The organism is Anaerovirgula multivorans (assembly GCF_900188145.1).
Classification (GTDB): domain Bacteria; phylum Bacillota; class Clostridia; order Peptostreptococcales; family Natronincolaceae; genus Anaerovirgula; species Anaerovirgula multivorans.
This window is the reverse complement of sequence record NZ_FZOJ01000003.1, coordinates 123,803-140,509: the sequence shown is the minus strand read 5'-3', so window position 1 is coordinate 140,509 and position 16,707 is coordinate 123,803. Positions and strand designations below refer to the sequence as shown.

Annotated in this window: 16 protein-coding genes; 12 read left to right on the top strand and 4 right to left on the bottom strand. The window is 35.4% G+C overall.

Translation table 11 applies throughout. The annotated features are described in order from the left end of the window. Nucleotides 1-166: 166 nt before the first annotated feature. Nucleotides 167-1,096 (bottom strand): Na/Pi cotransporter family protein, encoded by a 930-nt coding sequence (locus CHB72_RS04355; protein WP_089281640.1) that lies wholly within the window; start codon nt 1,094-1,096, stop codon nt 167-169. A gap of 164 nt (nt 1,097-1,260) precedes the next feature. Between CHB72_RS04355 and CHB72_RS04350 the strand changes: the two genes are divergently transcribed. From CHB72_RS04350 to asrC, 4 genes are all read left to right on the top strand, one after another. Then, complete coding sequence (locus CHB72_RS04350) at nt 1,261-1,959, top strand: Crp/Fnr family transcriptional regulator (protein WP_330396976.1); 699 nt, start codon at nt 1,261-1,263, stop codon at nt 1,957-1,959. Between the two features lie 174 nt (nt 1,960-2,133). Continuing rightward, a complete protein-coding gene (gene asrA / locus CHB72_RS04345; protein ID WP_089281791.1) occupies nt 2,134-3,135 on the top strand; it encodes an anaerobic sulfite reductase subunit AsrA in 1,002 nt (333 codons plus the stop codon). A 12-nt stretch (nt 3,136-3,147) separates the two neighbouring features. Continuing rightward, nucleotides 3,148-3,930 (top strand): anaerobic sulfite reductase subunit AsrB, encoded by a 783-nt coding sequence (gene asrB, locus CHB72_RS04340; protein WP_089281790.1) that lies wholly within the window; start codon nt 3,148-3,150, stop codon nt 3,928-3,930. A 12-nt stretch (nt 3,931-3,942) separates the two neighbouring features. After that, on the top strand, nt 3,943-4,890 hold the full coding sequence (asrC, locus tag CHB72_RS04335; RefSeq protein WP_089281639.1) for a sulfite reductase subunit C: 948 nt from the start codon (nt 3,943-3,945) through the stop codon (nt 4,888-4,890). Between the two features lie 23 nt (nt 4,891-4,913). Here the strand turns inward: asrC and CHB72_RS04330 are convergent, their stop codons facing one another. The 3 genes from CHB72_RS04330 to CHB72_RS04320 are packed head-to-tail and all read right to left on the bottom strand — an operon-like array spanning nt 4,914 to nt 7,938. Beyond that, nucleotides 4,914-6,230 carry a class I adenylate-forming enzyme family protein gene (locus tag CHB72_RS04330; protein WP_242975028.1) on the bottom strand — a complete coding sequence of 439 codons (1,317 nt, stop codon included), beginning with the start codon at nt 6,228-6,230 and terminating at the stop codon, nt 4,914-4,916. An 8-nt stretch (nt 6,231-6,238) separates the two neighbouring features. Continuing rightward, nucleotides 6,239-7,390 (bottom strand): thiolase family protein, encoded by a 1,152-nt coding sequence (locus CHB72_RS04325; RefSeq protein WP_089281637.1) that lies wholly within the window; start codon nt 7,388-7,390, stop codon nt 6,239-6,241. Further along, nucleotides 7,390-7,938, bottom strand: a complete 549-nt coding sequence (locus CHB72_RS04320) for a biotin transporter BioY (RefSeq protein ID WP_089281636.1) — start codon at nt 7,936-7,938, stop codon at nt 7,390-7,392. Before CHB72_RS04320 ends, CHB72_RS04325 begins: the two co-directional genes overlap by 1 nt. Nucleotides 7,939-8,122: 184 nt before the next feature. On the opposite strand from CHB72_RS04320, the gene pdaB reads away from it, so the two are divergent. The 8 genes from pdaB (at nt 8,123) to CHB72_RS04280 (ending at nt 16,702) form a co-directional block, all read left to right on the top strand. Then, entirely contained in the window at nt 8,123-8,899 is a 777-nt protein-coding gene (gene pdaB, locus CHB72_RS04315; protein ID WP_089281635.1) for a polysaccharide deacetylase family sporulation protein PdaB, read from the top strand. 289 nt (nt 8,900-9,188) lie between these two features. Next, nucleotides 9,189-9,785, top strand: coding sequence for a TetR/AcrR family transcriptional regulator (locus CHB72_RS04310; protein WP_176431191.1), 597 nt, complete (start codon nt 9,189-9,191; stop codon nt 9,783-9,785). A 23-nt stretch (nt 9,786-9,808) separates the two neighbouring features. Then, nucleotides 9,809-10,171, top strand: a complete 363-nt coding sequence (locus tag CHB72_RS04305) for a response regulator (RefSeq protein ID WP_089281633.1) — start codon at nt 9,809-9,811, stop codon at nt 10,169-10,171. Between the two features lie 22 nt (nt 10,172-10,193). Next, nucleotides 10,194-12,281: a chemotaxis protein CheA gene (locus CHB72_RS04300; RefSeq protein ID WP_330396973.1), complete on the top strand. Its 2,088-nt coding sequence runs from the start codon at nt 10,194-10,196 to the stop codon at nt 12,279-12,281. 153 nt (nt 12,282-12,434) lie between these two features. After that, nucleotides 12,435-12,929 (top strand): chemotaxis protein CheW, encoded by a 495-nt coding sequence (locus tag CHB72_RS04295; RefSeq protein ID WP_089281632.1) that lies wholly within the window; start codon nt 12,435-12,437, stop codon nt 12,927-12,929. A gap of 137 nt (nt 12,930-13,066) precedes the next feature. Next, nucleotides 13,067-13,882, top strand: coding sequence for a CheR family methyltransferase (locus CHB72_RS04290; protein ID WP_089281631.1), 816 nt, complete (start codon nt 13,067-13,069; stop codon nt 13,880-13,882). Nucleotides 13,883-13,896: 14 nt separating this feature from the next. After that, nucleotides 13,897-14,925 (top strand): protein-glutamate methylesterase/protein-glutamine glutaminase, encoded by a 1,029-nt coding sequence (locus CHB72_RS04285; RefSeq protein ID WP_089281630.1) that lies wholly within the window; start codon nt 13,897-13,899, stop codon nt 14,923-14,925. A 58-nt stretch (nt 14,926-14,983) separates the two neighbouring features. After that, the gene (locus tag CHB72_RS04280; protein ID WP_089281629.1) at nt 14,984-16,702 is read left to right on the top strand and encodes a methyl-accepting chemotaxis protein; all 1,719 of its coding nucleotides are present in this window, start codon (nt 14,984-14,986) and stop codon (nt 16,700-16,702) included. Nucleotides 16,703-16,707 lie beyond the last annotated feature (5 nt).

Here is a 16,707-nt window from a genome sequence, read left to right as displayed (position 1 = left end):
TTGATAATGAGGAAAAACTTTATTATTACACAAACTAGAAAAAATAGAATCAAAATATTATGACGGTTGATATTTGTTAAGCAGGATGTTCGAACTACAGTGTATTGTACCAGAATACTGTTTGGTATCTATCATGATGGATGAAAAGATTGATCTAACAGTCTTTTCAATCCTTTATAATAAATTCGGATGTCTTTACAAAGAAAGATATAAAAGGAATAAAAAGGATGGTAGTTATGACATTAAATAGACTATGGGCATGAGCAATTTGTCTAGCAGCGTTGTAAGGGGACAATGAAGAAGAAATACTAGCTAAAATATTAACAAAAGGAAAAATAATGATGACACCAAGGAGATTAAAGAGCAGATGAATAAAAGCCGCTCTTTTTCCTATGGCGGTGAGATGAATGCTTGATAGTAGTGTAGTAACACAGGTGCCAACGTTTTGTCCTAGAAGAATAGCTATTGCTGCAGGAAGAGTAATTAAACGATTTGAAGCTAAGGATTGAAGAATGGCTACCCCTGTGCTGCTGCTCTGGATAATAGCAGTAGTACAAAATCCCATAACTACGCCTAAAATAGGGGTTTTTCCAAACTCTGCCAAAACTTCTTGAAATCGTATAAGATTTTGTAGAGGAGAAACACCTTTACTTAACAAATCAATCCCGATGAAGATTAAGCTGAAGCCTAAAAGAGATTCCCCTAGAAAACGAAGCTTCCTGTTTTTTTTATTAAAGGATAAAATAAGCCCTATTAAGAAAGGCACAAAAATATACTTGTTAGGCTGAAAAGCAATAAGCTGTGCCGTAATAGTAGTGCCAATATTGGCTCCCATAATAATAGAGGTAGCCTGATAAAGGTTTAATAGATTTGCTTCAACCAAACCAACTACGATAATGGTTGTTCCACTGCTGGACTGTAAAAGGGTAGTAGTAATGATGCCAATCAAAATCCCTATCAAGGGATGAAGATGTATATTTTTCATTACATCCTTTAGTCTACTAGAGGTAATCTGATGAAGACCCTCAGTCAAAAATCGCATTCCCAGCAAAAATAAACCTAAACCAGTGAAAACTCCTGAAAGAACCATTAGCATAAAAATCGCCCCCCATAAAATATACGTTTAAAAAATAGAGATAAAACTATAAATAATAAAAAAGTCTTTGTTGTCTATTGTTAAAAATTTGGTGAAAACAAAAAACAATAATGTTATAATTACGTTAAAACAATCAGTACATATGATCCAGAGGTGGAACAGGAGTGGTTTTAGTGGAGGAGTCAATCAAGGATTTCATTCAAAAGTTAGAGTTGTTTAAAGATTTAAATAAAGAATGTATTGAACTTTTATCATCATCTTCTTTTAAAACTAAGCTTAAAAAGGGAGAAATATTATTCTCTGAACGAGATATAGTGAATAGCATATACATAATAATTGAGGGAAAATTAACCATATTTAGACTGTCTGAAATAGGACAAAAAAGAGTCATATATATATTGGATAAGGGACAGATCATGAACGAAGTGATATTGGATAGTATGTCGGCATCTGCAAACTGTGAAGCTTTCGAGGATAGTTGGATTTTAGGGATTGATAAAGAAATTTTTCTTAAGGCGATGTCTATGGACTTCAAATTGACTCAAAGAGTGGTTCATTCTATGGACAAAAAAATCAGAAGACTTTATAGACAGCTTAAAAATACGATTCCTATAAAGATTGATAAAAAATTGGCAGCAAAACTTTGGAAACTAAGCAAAGATTATGGAGTAGAAATAGAAGAGGGGATATTAATAAATTTAGATATAAGTATCACTTATTTAGCAGATATGTTAGGTAGTACTAGAGAAACTGTTTCCAAATGTCTTAAAAGCTTAAACCGACAAGGTCTTATCGAATATAAAAATAAAAAAATCGTGGTAAAGGATAGAGAACAATTATCTGTATATTTTAGAGGAGTGTGATGATCATCACGGTCCTTTTTCTTTTTTCGTGTTATTTTATAAACAACATAACATAAGGGGGTTTTCTTATTGCATATAGTCATAAAATTAACAATGTAGTCATAGGAAATTCTATAGGATGGACTTACTGGCATATAGCTAACAAAAAAGAAAAAACAAAGGAGGTAACAAATGATGGGATTTTCTCTAAATTTAACTGAATTCAAAAACATATTTGAAGAACTAAAAAAAGAATATACAGTATATGCTCCAAAGCTTTTCAAAAACAAAGGAACTTATTCAGATACCAATATGGTAAGATACGATGAAATACATGATATAGAGGACATTGAATTTGATCAAAAGTCACATTATTCTCCCAAGGAAGTAATACTTCCGATCACTCAGACACTCTTTTATTTTACAGAAGATGAGGTGATAGAACCTAAGTTTAATGATAAAAAGATATTAATATTTCTAAGAAGCTGTGATATACATGCTGTTAAGAGGCTTGATGAAATATACTTAAAAAATGGTGGAGAGGATTATTATTATAGAAGATTGAGGGAAAAAGTAAAATTTGTCCTTATGCAGTGTGAAAAAAGCTTTGAAAACTGTTTTTGTGTAAGTATGAATACGAATGAAACCAAGGATTATTCTTTATTTATAAAAAGAAAGGGAGATATCCTATTCATTGAGGTGAAGGAGGAGGAATTTTTATCCTATCTTCATAATGGAAAATCAGAGGAAGTATCTCCAAGTTTTATAGAAAAAAATGAAGTAACAGCTAATGTTCCAAAGGATTTAGATATATCCATATTTAAATCGCCTATATGGGAGGAATATGCTTCTCGCTGTATTGCCTGTGGCAGATGCAATACAGTATGTGGAACATGTGGTTGTTTCACCATGCAAGACATTTTCTATAAAGACAATGTTAATACCGGAGAAAGAAGGCGAGTATGGGCATCCTGTCAGGTAGATGGATTTACAACAATGGCAGGAGGACATGAGTTTAGAAAAGATAAGGGAGATAGAATGAGATTCAAAGTGATGCATAAAATCTATGATTTCAATAAGAGGTTTGGATACCATATGTGTGTAGGCTGTGGACGTTGTGATGATGCATGTCCTGAATATATTTCATTTTCTAATTGTGTAAATAAGTTAAATAAAGTAGTGAAGGGGGAAATATAAGTGGAAAATAACATGTATCTGCCTTTTAGATCCAAGATAATAAATATAAAACCTCATACAGATATTGATTATACTTTTAGAATGGAATTTACGGGAGATGTCAAGCCGGGACAATTCTTTGAAGTATCTATTCCCAAATATGGGGAAGCTCCTATTTCAGTTAACGAAATCGGAACAGACTATGTAGATCTTACAATCAGAAAAGTGGGTAAGGTTACAGATGTCATCCATACGTTCTATCCTGGACAATATCTTTTTATGAGAGGACCTTATGGAAATGGGTTTGATGTAAATATTTACAAAGATAAAGAGTTGATCGTAGCGGCAGGAGGTACTGGACTTGCTCCAGTAAAAGGAATCATTGATTATTTTTCAAATCATATCGATAGCATCAAGAAATTTTCATTGATTTGTGGTTTTAAATCCTCCAGTGATATATTGTTTAAAGAAAGCTTTAAACAATGGAACCCCAAAATAGAAACCACTGTAACCGTAGACAAGGAAGAAGAAGGCTATGATGGGAATGTAGGATTGATCACTGAATATGTAAAAAAATTGGAGATTGAAAACATTCGTGAAGCAAATGTTATTGTGGTAGGGCCTCCTATTATGATGAAATTTACTGTTCAAGAATTTATAAACAAAGGCATAAAAGAAGAAAATATTTGGGTTTCTTATGAAAGAAAAATGTGTTGTGGGATTGGTAAGTGTGGACACTGTAAAATTAATGATACTTACATTTGTTTAGAGGGACCTGTTTTCAACTATATTAAAGCAAAAGAATTACTGGACTAGGAGGTGGAGAAAATGGATATTAATACGAAGAAGTTAAAAAAAAACGCCTTTAGAGTGACGAAGGAAAGAGGAAAAACTGCTGCAAGAATTAGGGTTCCTGGAGGACATATAGATGCAAAATATTTAATCATGCTACAAGAAATAGCTGAAAAGTATGGAAATGGAACATTACACATTACTACTAGACAGGGATTTGAGATCCCTGGTATTTCTATGAAACATATACCAGAAGTAAATAAGGCACTACAACCTGTCATTGAAGGACTCGATATCAATCAAATTAGTCCAAATACTGGATATCCTGCAGCAGGAACAAGAAACGTAGCAGCCTGTATAGGAAATAATGTTTGCCCTTTTGCTAATTATAATACCACTAGTTTTGCTAAAAAAATAGAGGAGGTAATCTTTCCGAATGATTATCATGTAAAAATAGCCCTCACAGGATGTCCAAATGACTGTATTAAATCAAGAATGCATGATTTTGGAATAATAGGAATGACAAAACCCCAGTACGAAGCCTATAGATGTATAGGATGTCAAGCCTGTGTTGACAACTGTAAAAAAAGAGCTACAGGAGCCCTTAGCTTTGAGAATTATAAAGCTGTAAGAGATCATGAAAGGTGTATTGGATGCGGTGAATGTGTAGGAAAGTGTCCTACTTCTGCATGGACTAGAAGTCATGAAAAATATTATAAGCTTGTCATAATGGGTAGGACAGGAAAGAAAAACCCAAGGATTGCAAGGGAATTTATTATTTGGGTTGATGAAGAAAGCATCATTAAAATCATACAGAACACCTATGGTTATATTGAAGAATATATAGATAAAAATGCATCTGGAGGAAAAGAACATATAGGATATATTGTAGATAGAACAGGATTTCAGGAATATAAAAAATGGGTGTTAAAAAATGTAAAGTTAGGGGCAAAGGCGGTAATGGTAGAAAACATATACTGGTAGTAGAATCAGTCAAAGGTTGTTTGCTAGATAAAAAATTTTAACTGCTCTCTATCAATCTTCCCACTGGTGTTTCTTGGGAGTTTCTCTATAAAATAGATTTTTTGAGGTCTTTCATGTTTCAAAAGATGATTTCTACAATATTCCTTTAGTTGATGAGAAGTGAGCTTAGTATCTTTCTTCACAATATAAGCTACTAGGATTTCTCCTTTAGAAGCATGCTTTTTCCCTATAATTGCTACTTCTTCAATTCCTTCACAATCGATTAACACTTTTTCGATATGACTTGGAATGATTTTAGTACCGCCTTTATTGATCATGTCATTTTTTCTGCCAAATAGGTACAGGTAACCTTCTACATCGATTTTCCCAATGTCTCCTACAGTAGGATGGTTTCTATATGCTGGTGCAGTATAGGGGCTATCTACCCATATCTCATCCTCTTTTAAATGGAAATTAACCATTGGAAAAGTTCTGCCTACCGAATCAGGTTTGGACAAAAGCTCTTTAGCCGTAATGAAGGTAATATGACCAAGTTCACTGGTACCATAGTATTCAGTAATGTGAGCATTAGGAAAATAGACCATTAGATCTTTTACTGTGGGTACTTGGATTTTAGCTCCTGCACTTACAATAGATTTGATAGTATGACTTGGCTTTTTCAGCACTTTTAACAACAATTGATAGTGACTTGGAACCATGAAAATAGAAGTAATACCAAAGGCTTCTATTTCATTGACCCAGGTTTTAGGGGTTTTTCTTTTAGCAAAATAAATAGTACCTCCCTCATAAAGCATGTGAAGGCAGCTGTTTAAATTTGCAGTATAAACTAGAGATCCTGCTAAATAGAGATTGTCGTTAGGTCCAATATGAAAAACTTCACTTTGATGAGAAAATGCAGCTGACCAGCTTTCATGATCCCGCCATATTACCTTAGGAATCCCTGTTGTCCCTGAGGTTAAGGCACCTAAAAAAACATCTTCCTTTTTCACTTGTGGCAGAGCAGAGGTAAGGGGAGCGGAAAAAAAGAATGCTTCATCAATAAAAAGCGTTGGTTTGATTAACTGAGATATTTGTTCCCTTACACCCTCTGGTGTCTCAATATCTATTAATACAGGGATAACCCCAGCCATAGCGGCACCCAAAAACCATAGCATTTGCTGCAGAGGATTTTTCTTGATGAGTACAATTTTGTCTCCCTTTTTCAAAGTAGCTGCAAAGGAACGGGCGATAGCAGAACTTTTCTCATACAATTCTCTATAGGAAACCATAGTATCAGCATATGCTAAAGCCAATTTATCAGGCTGGGTTTCTTTCCACTTAAATAGATTTTCGTATATCAACAATAGGATCACCTACACATTTCTATTATTGCTGCAACTCCTTGGCCACCACCGATGCCTAAAGCTGCTAAGCCTCTATTTTTCTTTGTTAACTCTAAGACCTTCATTAAATGCAGTAGAATCATGGCGCCGGAGGCTCCGTAGGGATGACCATAGGCAAGGGCTCCGCCTAATATATTCACTTTATTTAAGGATATATTTAATTCTTGACAGCAGGCCAATATTTTCACTGCAAAGGCCTCGTTGATTTCTACAGCATCTATGTCCTCTATAGATAATGTAAGCTGTGTCAGCAGGCTTTTAATTGTTTCAATTGGAGCAAGGGGAGGATAGTTTGGATCGCCACCCCTATGAAGGCCTTTTATGAATTGAGCCTTTGGTTGTAATCCGTAGTTTTTCACGGCTGTTTCTGAAGCCAGCAACACTACTGCAGCACCATCATGGGTCAAACATGCATTTCCTGCAGTGATGTTACCTTTTTCTAAAAGGGAAGGCATCCTATCTAGAAGTTTGATAGACATTTTAGATCTTATACCTTCATCCCTATTAATAACGCCTTTGGAGGTTTCTACAGGTAAAATATATTCCTTTAATACACCTGATACAGTGGCCTCGAAGGCTCTCCTATGGCTTTCTAAGGTCCATCGATCCATTTCTTCTCTTGAAATCTTCATTAACTTAGCTGTGGCTTCAGCCCCTTCTATCATACCAGGATCACCTATTTTTTCAGGTGAGAAAGGAGCTCTCTCAAAATATTTATCTTCTCCTTCAAAACGAGGATCCATAGGATGAAACTGCTTTTTAGGAGCTAAGCTAGTACTTTCCATACCTCCCGCTACAATCATATGACATTGTTGAGATTCAATGAGTGAGGCAGCTAGATTGATGGAGGATAACCCACCACCACATTGATTGTCTATGGTAATAGCAGGTATAGATACTGGAAAATTTGCCTCCAATAAAGAAAGACGGGCCAGATTTCCACCTGGTCCGACTGCATTTGCCATGATAAGCATATCTATAGTTTTAGTGGGAAGTGATTGTTTTTTAAGTAAACCTTTTAAAACCATTCCCCCTAATTCCTCTGGTAAAAAGCTTTTCAGGGCACCCTTTGTCTTACCTACCGGTGTTCTTAGGCCATCAACAATAAAGACCTTCATTAGGCTGTCACCATTTTTCCAACCCGCTCATTAATTACTAGAGCTAAAGGAGTAGCTATAACAACTTTAGCGATATCACCAGGTATAAAAGGTAGAGCACCAGCGACAATAGCTTCATTTAATCCCATTCCTGTAACAACACTTAACCATATAACACCTAAGGTATAAACAGCAACAATTCCTCCCACTACATTAGCAATAGCTAACAAGCTCAATCGATTACCTTTACCCTTTAATAAACTAATAACGATTGCTCCTGCTAAGAAACCTATTAAATAACCGCCTCTAGGTCCAAGAATAACGCCGATACCGGCAGTTCCCCCAGCAAAGACTGGAACTCCAACAATGCCAAGAAAAAGAAAGGTTAGTACACTTAAGGAAGCTTGTCTTGTAGTTAAAATGCTACCTGCCAGCATGATAGCTAAGCTCTGACCAGTAACTGGAACTGGTGAAAAAGGTAAAGGTACAGAAACATATCCTAAAACGATAATGAGAGCTGCAAACAGACCAGAGTATGTAAGGTCTCTAATACTAAGTTTTTTAAACATAATAATGTCCCCTCCAATGAGATAGTTTTTCTATGATATATACAAAATTATTATAATCATTTACAAAATAAAAGTCAACCTAAAACAATAAATAGGTTAACGAATATAGATTACAATAATTCATCATATTTCTATTTTTACAGAATAAACTTTAATAGAATACTTTTGCCATAGGGGGATTTATATGAGAATTTATGTTTTTTCTAAAAGAGTTATAGCCATCATCTTGGTTGTGATATTGGTAGCTGTGGGACTTGTTTTTTATTTCAGTGGTTTGAGTAAAGGACTCACAGGAATTGCAGCAGTATTTTCGCCCCAGAGAAGACTGCCAATTTATAGTGTTGAAACCGAAGAGAAAAAAATAGCCATCAGTTTCGATGCTGCTTGGGGAGATGAATTTACTGATGATATTCTAGATACCTTAGATAAATATAATGTGAAAACTACTTTCTTCTTGGTTGGGTTTTGGGTTGATAAATATCCTGATATGGTAAAGAAAATACATGATCGTGGTCATGAAGTAGGAAACCATTCTTCTACTCATCCTCATATGTCACAACTGAGTCGGGAACAAATAATCACAGAACTAAGGACAACAGAGAAGAAGATAGAGGAGATTACTGGAGTGAGGCCAACTGTATTTAGACCTCCTTTTGGTGATTATAACAATTTATTAATAGAGACCGCAGATGAAATAGGTTATTACACTATACAGTGGGATGTTGATTCTTTGGATTGGAAGGAAATGGGAGTCAATCCTGTTGTGGATAGGGTCACTAGAAATATTAAAAAGGGCTCAATTGTACTGTTTCATAATAATGCAAAGTATGTTTCTGAATATCTACCATTGGTATTAGAAAAATTGCAGGAACAGGGATATGAAATTGTACCAATATCAGAGTTGATTATTAAAGAAAATTACACAATGGATTCTTCAGGAAGGCAAAAGAAGATCAATTGACTATTTAGCTAGATAAGGTATGGATAGCAGATTGTGTGGCAATTTTCACATAGTCTGACAGTCTCTCAAGCCTACTGGAAAGCGTTATAAATGATATTCTTTTTCTTTGAAATTAAAAAATCACCTAAAAATTCCTCGTACTATTTATGAGTGAGCTTTGGGTGATTTTGTTTTTAAGCTTATTTTGTATTGATATTTCCTAATAAAACATGTTTATACAAATATTGACATGAAATATTCTATCACTTACAATGAAGTAGTAAGCGATCACTTAGGGAGATGGAAATGTATGGATAATAATGCACTGCATAGAAAAGAAAGATTTATTATAACAACAATTGAAATTATAGACGAACTTGGCATACAGAGGTTATCTACTAGGGAAATCGCTAGAAGACAAGATGTTTCAGAGGCTACTCTTTTTCGACATTTTAAAAGCAAAAACCAGCTGTTAGTTGCTGTATTGGATTATTTTTCTAAGTTTGATAATGACATCTTTCAATCAACCAAACTAAAAAAATTAATGCCCAAGGAAGCAATTATATATTTTATTAACTCATATACAGAATACTACGAGAACTATCCAGCTATCACATCAATTATGCAGGTATTTGATGTTTTAAGATGTGAGCCTGAACTTACAGATAAAGTAAAGAGTATATTAAGGAATCGTACCCTTTTTATAAAGCAATTGGTTGAAGACGCACAAAAGGCTGGGGAAATACATCCTGATGTAGATAGTGAAAATGTAGCAGATATGATATCTGGTTTTTGTCGGGAGATATGTCTTAATTGGAGACTGGATGATCAGAAATTTTCCTTGAGGGAGAGAACTCTCTCAACCTTAGAAATGGTTTTAGATGCTTTAAGTCAGATTCAAAAATAATTTTATTAGGAGCGTGAAACAAAATGAAAAAGGTACTTATCATTGATGATGCAGCCTTTATGAGAATGTCTATTAAAATGATGCTAGAAAAAAATGGGTTTGAAGTTGTCGGAGAGGCCGAAGACGGTATTGAAGGTGTAAAAAAATATAAAAAATTAAAACCCGATATTGTTACTATGGACATAACAATGCCTACTATGACAGGTTTAGAAGCTTTAATTAATATTAAAGAGTTTGACCCTCAAGCAAAAATTGTAATGGTTTCTGCAATGGGACAAGAAAACATGGTGAGGGAAGCTATTATGCAGGGGGCAAACACCTTTATTGTAAAACCCTTCAAGGAAGAACATATAGTGGAAATTTTAAATAAAATATTAGCAATATAAAGTTAGGGAGGCTAAGGGGGGGATGGTTAAAGTGTCTGGGCGGAATACAAATGAACCGATGCTCGATATGTTTATATTTGAAACATCGCAGCTGATTGAACAGCTGGAACAATCTATTTTAAGTAGTGAAAAGTCAAGCTGTTATACACCCACTGCCATCAATGAAATATTTCGCATTATGCATACCATAAAAGGCTCATCTGCCATGATGATCTTCAATAATATATCGACTCTTGCCCACCATATTGAAGATTTATTTTATTTTTTACGTGAAGAAAAACCAAATAATATTGATTGTTCTACTCTTTCTGACTTAGTGTTAGAAGGTGTTGATTTCATAAAAATAGAAATGGAGAAGATCAAAAACGGTGATGAGGCTGACGGAGAAGTGTCACAGCTAATAGAGAGAATAAAAGGTTATTTGTCTATTTTAAAACGGACAAATATCTCTACTGGTCCTGTAAAAGATCCAGAAAAAGTTGATACAAAGGGACAACGATACTATATAAGTCAAGATAAGGCGAAAACTTCTATCTATGCCAATGCATTCAAAGCAGTTATATATTTTGAAGAAGGGTGTGAGATGGAGAACATACGGGCTTATACAATTATTCATAACCTTAAAGACATAACTGAACAGATTTTCTATATGCCGGAAGATATAATTGACAATGATGATAGTGTTGAGATCATAAGACGAGAAGGTTTTAAGGTATACATTAAAACAGACTACTCCTACGAGGAAATGCATAAATTTTTCATGCAAGCTATATTTCTCAAAGATTTGGAATTGATTCAATTGGAAAATGTTGATGAGTTAAAGCAGTTTTCTACGGTGAAGGAAGCTGTGGTCCAGAAAAATCCCATTAAGGTACCTAGTCTGCATGAGCCGGACAAAAGGAAAAAGGAAGCTAGTGATAAAGAAATTAATTCTACATCAATGCATCAGAGCATAATCAGTGTTAGCGTGCCTAAGTTGGACAAACTGATGGACTTAGTGGGGGAGATGGTTATAGCAGAGGCTATGGTTATACAAAACCCTGATTTGAAAGGGCTGGAATTGGACAACTTTCAGAAGGCTGCTCGACAGCTAAATAAAATTACCAGTGATATACAGGACATGGTAATGTCTATCAGAATGGTTCCACTGTCAACTACTTTTCATAAAATGCACCGAATTGTGCGAGATATGTGTAAGAAGCTAGACAAGGAAGTACAGCTTGAGATTATTGGTGAGGAGACTGAGGTTGACAAGAATATAATTGAACATATCTCTGATCCGTTGATGCATCTAGTACGGAATGCTATTGATCATGGAATTGAATCTACTGAAGATAGGGAAATGAGAGGTAAATCTCCTTCAGGAAGGATTACGCTAGAAGCAAAAAATGCTGGAAGTGACGTCCTTATTATTTTGAAGGATGATGGTAAGGGGTTAAGTAGAGAAAAGATTCTTATGAAGGCAAGAGAACAGGGTCTGCTCTATAGATCAGAAGATGATATGTCTGATAAGGAAGTTCTAAATCTTATCTTAATTCCAGGTTTCTCAACTAAAGATGGTATATCTGAATTCTCTGGACGGGGCGTGGGAATGGATGTAGTTACAAGAAATATTGAGGCTGTTGGTGGCTCGGTTTCTGTAGACAGCATCTTAAACAATGGAACCACAATCACGTTAAAAATACCGTTGACACTGGCAATAATAGATGGAATGAATATAAGAGTTGGAAACTCCTGTTATACCCTACCCACTATTTCTATCAAGGAGTCCTTCAGACCCAAAGAAGGTGATATTATCACGGATCCTGACGGAAATGAAATGATTATGGTAAGAGGCCAGTGTTATTCCATACTGCGGCTGCATGAAGTGTATAAGATAAAGAACAGTAGTACAAGTATTTTTAACGGAATAATTATTATGGTAGAACATGATGATAAAACGCTATGCATCTTTGCGGACGAACTTTTGGGGCAGCAGCAAGTGGTGGTAAAGGCATTACCAAAGTATATTCAAAACTTTAAAAAAATAAAGGGACTTGCAGGGTGCACATTGTTAGGGGATGGAAGTATCAGCTTAATCCTAGATATCACAGGTTTAATCAATAATTAACAGGTGTAGGAGCAGGTTTTCATGCTCAAAGTAGAGTCGATTTCAAGTGGCAAAGAATGAATTCTGCCCTATGAAGAACCTCAGAATTGGTATGCAAAGTCTATCTAAGGTCTTTTAATATAAATCGTAGTACAAAGGAAAGGAGATGAAAATATGACAGATGTAAATAAAAATACTATGGAAATGGAGGAAGACACCCAAAAAGGTAGATTTCTGACCTTTTCACTAGGAAAGGAAAGTTACGGCATAGAAATCAAATATGTTATTGAAATTATAGGACTTCAAGCTATCACAGAGATACCTGAACTGCCAGAGTATGTGAAGGGTATCATCAATCTGAGGGGAAAGATCATCCCTGTAATGGATGTGAGACTTCGTTTCAAAAAAGAGCCAAGAGAGTATAATGATAGAACCTGTGTGATTGTGATAGATATCAAGGATGTATCTATAGGACTTATTATTGATAGTGTTTCTGAAGTGCTTACAATTCCAGAGGAGGACATCGTGGAACCACCGAAAATGAATAAGGGTTTTAACAATAGATACATAAAAAAAATCGGTAAGGTCGGAAATGATGTAAAGCTGCTGCTTGATTGTGAAAAGTTACTCTCGGAAGATGAATTAGAAGATTTAAGTGAGGTATTGTAAAAACTAAACCAACTGAGACTGCCACCTCGAAGCCCAAAATTGCATTAGGTGACAAAGCGTTTGGTAAGTACTAGAAAAATAGAAGGCAGAGTGAATCGAAAGGTTCCCTTCTTCTTTTAAGAAGGAAGGTGTGGTCTGTGTTTACGATTACAAATAAAGAATTCAAGCAGTTAGCAGACTATATAAAAATTAATTATGGTATTCACTTAAAAGAGGAGAAGCGTACTTTAGTAGCTGGTAGACTTCATAATGTACTTATACAAAATAATTTTAAAAACTTCTCTGAATATTATAAGCATATTCTTTCTGATAAAACTGGAGATGCCACAGCTACTCTGATCAATAAGATTACTACGAATCATACTTTTTTTATGAGAGAAGCTGAGCATTTTGTCTATTTCAAAGATAAAGTGCTACCATACCTTAAAAACATGTTGAAGGATAAGGATTTGAGAGTATGGAGTGCAGGATGTTCCTCTGGGGAAGAACCATATACCCTAGCAATGATTATAGATGAATTCTTCGGTAAAGAAAAAATGTGGTGGGATGCAAAGGTACTGGCTACTGATATTTCAACGAAAGTGCTTGAAGAAGCTACAAAAGGAGTATACAGTAATGAGGAAATATCTACTCTTCCTTGCAATTGGCGACTCAATTATTTTAAAAAAATTGGCAACGGGAAATCTGTTCCTGTTGATAGGATAAGGAATGAAGTGATCTATAGGAAATTTAATCTCATGGATGCAGTCTTTCCTTTTAAACGCAAGTTCCATGTGATATTTTGCAGGAATGTAATGATTTACTTTGATGCCCAAACAAAACGTGAACTGGTTAATAAATTTTATGACTCAATGGAGTATGGAGGTTATCTATTTATCGGTCATTCAGAATCTCTTAACCGGCAAGAGACAAGGTATAGGTATGTTATGCCTGCAGTCTATAGGAAGGAATAGAGAGAGGTGATACTATGCAGTTTAGGAGAAAAATAAGGGTACTAGTGGTAGATGACAGCATTGTATTCAGAGAAGTATTATCAAGAGGAATTTCCTCTGATTTAAATATAGAGGTTGTGGCTACAGCCAATGACCCTTTTGATGCAAGAGATAAAATAATTCAGTATAGGCCTGATGTTATGACCTGTGATGTGGAAATGCCTAAGATGAATGGTATAGAATTTGTCCGAAGACTCATGCCTCAATATCCTTTACCTATTATTATGGTAAGTACGGTTAGTGGGGCGGTGTTTGATGGTATGAATGCCGGAGCCGTTGATTTTGTGGCCAAGCCTGATGTACAGTCGGTAAAGGGTGTTGAAAACTTTATTAATGAGATGATTTCAAAAATAAAAATTGCTTCCACAGCTAAAACATCCCATTTGAAGAAAGAGAGCGTTCTCTATAAAATCCATGACAATTTCAATATAGATACTAATAGTAGAATCATTGCAATCGGAGCTTCAACTGGAGGTACAGAGGCTATTTATAGTGTTCTAAAATCATTACCTAAAAGTACTCCGGGAATTGTTATTGTGCAGCATATACCTCCTGTTTTTTCCAGGATGTTTGCTGAAAGACTGAACAATTCAACTCAATTAGAGGTTAAAGAAGCTCAAACAGGTGATTGGGTTGAGAAGGGGCGAGTATTGATAGCCCCTGGGAATCAGCATATGAAAATCAAAAAAATTAGTGATAAATACAAAATCCAATGTCTTGAGGGTGATAAAGTGAGTGGACATTGTCCTTCAGTCGATATCTTGTTTGAATCGGTAGCAAAAGAAGCTGGTAGCAATGCCATTGGAGTGATTCTCACGGGCATGGGTTATGATGGAGCCAAGGGACTTCTTTCAATGAAACGGAAAGAGGCAAGAACCATAGGGCAGGATGAGAAATCTTCTGTGGTTTATGGTATGCCAAAAGTTGCTTTTAATATTGGAGCAGTGGAAAAGCAAGCTTCCTTGAGTAATATTCCACAACTTATCTATAAGATGTTGGGTTAAGCATGGGTATATAAAAAGAAGTAAGCCAAAATTCAATTTATAAAAGGGGAGTTCAAGAATGCAATGGTTTAATAATCTTAAAACAAGAATAAAACTTATAGCGTGCTTTATAATTGTTGCTATTTTCACAGGTATTGTAGGTTTCCTTGGAATTAGTAATATGCGTATTATAAATACAAGCAGTGTTGATATGTATAATAACGATTTTTTGCCAAGTTTAGATCTTGCTACAATTCAAACTGCTTTACAGGACGTACGTGCTAATCAACTCCTAGTAGTCTATGAACAAGACCCAAATAGATTTAATACAAGAACAGAGCAAATTAACAGACAAGTAGCACAAAGTAATGAGCTACTGCAAAGCTATGAAAAAACTATTAAAAATGAAGAAGAGCGTACTTTATATAACAAATTAATGAATAGTATGGTAGTCTATCGAGAAGTCCGAGATGAAAATCTAGGGATGGTTAGAGAACAGAGATATGATGATGCCTTAGCTGTACTTCATCTAGTTACAGAGGCAAGAATCCAGGTTGATGAAAACTTACAAGCGCTAATTGACTATAAAACAAATCGTGCAACAGCGACAGTAAATAATAATGCTGATAATTATAAATCTCAAACTTTTATTATGATAATAGTGATAATAGTAGGAGTAGTACTTGCTATTATGCTTGGCTTATTAGTGGCAAATCTAATAAGTAAGCCTCTTAACAAACTTGTTAGGGTTGCAGATGATATTGCAGAAGGTAACCTTGATGTAGATATAGATATTGATTCTAAAGATGAAGTAGGTATGTTAGCTAAATCCTTTGCAATGATGGCTGACAACTTAAATGAAATTATGAGTAACATGAGTTTGGCAGCAGAGCAGGTGGCATCGGGATCAAAACAGGTATCTGATTCAAGTATAGATCTTTCTCAAGGTGCCACTGAACAGGCAAGCTCAATTGAGGAGCTGACAGCTTCCCTTGAGGAAATATCTTCCCAGACAAAACTAAATGCGCAGAACGCTAATCAGGCCAATGAATTGGCTGAAAATGCCAAATTAAATGCTGTGCAGGGTGATGCCCAGATGAAGGGGATGCTTAAGGCTATGGAAGAAATTAATGAGTCTTCTGCCAATATCTCCAAGATTATCAAAGTTATTGATGAAATTGCATTTCAAACCAACATTCTTGCATTAAATGCAGCGGTTGAGGCTGCACGAGCTGGACAACATGGTAAAGGTTTTGCAGTTGTGGCAGAAGAAGTAAGAAATCTAGCTGAACGTTCAGCAAATGCAGCAAAAGAAACAACAGATATGATTGAAGGTTCAATCAAGAAGACTGAAGATGGCACAAAGATTGCAGAAGAAACTGCTGAAGCTCTTAATAAAATTGTAAACGGCATTGAAAAAGTAGCAAATCTTGTTGATGATATTGCAATTGCTTCTAATGAACAGGCTACAGGTATTGGACAGATTAATGAGGGAATCATGCAGGTATCAGAGGTGGTTCAGACTAACTCCGCTACTTCAGAAGAAAGTGCTGCTGCAAGTGAAGAACTTTCAGGCCAGGCAGAACTCTTAAAAGAAATGGTCAGTAGATTTAAACTGAAGCAAAATGCTAGGATGTATAATAAATTAGATGAAATCAGTCCGGAAGTATTAAAAATGCTGGAAGGTATGTCGAAAAACAAAAAAGCAAATGCAAGCTCTATGGAGGAGGTTCATAATGAAACTGCTGCCCCAAAGCTAAACATTGCATTAAGTGACAGAGAATTTGGGAAATACTAGAAAAG